At 66.5% G+C, this 1,185-nt stretch carries 1 pseudogene; it reads left to right on the forward strand.

The features are described from left to right. A pseudogene (locus tag EN935_RS36850) lies at nt 1-1,185 on the forward strand (sarcosine oxidase subunit alpha); the annotation flags it as partial.

Consider the following 1,185-nt stretch of genomic DNA (forward strand, 5'->3'; position numbering starts at 1 on the left):
GTTCACCAACAATGAGGATGGCTGGCGCACGGTCGAGACGGCGCTCAGTGCCGGACTGCAGATTGCCGCGGTCATCGACGCGCGGCCTGACGTATCGCCGGCGCATCGTTCGCTGGCCTCCAAGGGCGGCTTTCCGGTGCTGCACGGTTCCGTCAGCGGTGTCGATGGCGGCAAGGACGGTGTCAGAAAAATCGCGGTGTCGCTCACCGGCGGCGCGCGCGCCGAAGTCGAAGCCGACGGGCTCGCCGTTTCCGGCGGCTGGAACCCGGCGGTCGGGCTGACTTCGTATCATCGTGGCCGACCAAAATGGCGCGGCGACATCTCCGCCTTCGTGCCCGATGGCGCGCCTCCAGGCATGGTTGCCGCAGGCGCCGCCAATGGCGATTTCGGCCTCGGCGGCTGCCTGAGCCAGGGATTTGCCGCCGGCGGGGCAGCGGCGCGTGACACGGGACATAGCGGCACAGTCGGTAACGCGCCTGTGGCCGATGACGAGGCCTTTTCGCTGACGCCGCTCTGGCATGTTGCCGGCAAGGGCAAAGCTTTCGTCGACTACCAGCATGACGTGACGGCATCCGACATCGAGCTGGCGCAGCGCGAGGGCTTTGAATCGGTCGAGCACCTGAAGCGCTACACGACGCTCGGCATGGCGACCGACCAGGGCAAGACCTCGAATGTCGCCGGCCTCGCCATCATGGCCGCGGTGAGCGGCCGGTCCATTCCCGAGACCGGCACGACGATCTACCGGCCTCCTTACGTGCCAGTCGCCATCGGCGCCTTCGCCGGCCACCATCGCGACGAGACTTTCCATGCGACGCGGCTGACGCCGTCGCACCACTGGGCCGTGGAACAAGGCGCAATCTTCGTCGACACCGGCCTGTGGAAACGGGCGCAATGGTATCCGCGCACCGGCGAGAAAGACTGGCTGGACTCGGTGACCCGCGAGGTCAAGGCGGTGCGCGGCGGCGTAGGCTTCTGCGATGTCTCGACACTCGGCAAGATCGACGTGCATGGGCCTGATGCCGGCGCCTTCCTCGACCGCGTCTACATCAACACCTTCTCCAGCCTCGCTGTTGGCAAAGCGCGCTACGGGTTGATGCTGCGAGAGGACGGCATCGTCTATGACGACGGCACCACGTCGCGGCTGGCCGAGGACCATTACTTCCTGACCACCACAACGGCTAAGGC

This window comes from Mesorhizobium sp. M7D.F.Ca.US.004.03.1.1 (assembly GCF_003998635.1).
GTDB lineage: Bacteria > Pseudomonadota > Alphaproteobacteria > Rhizobiales > Rhizobiaceae > Mesorhizobium > Mesorhizobium loti.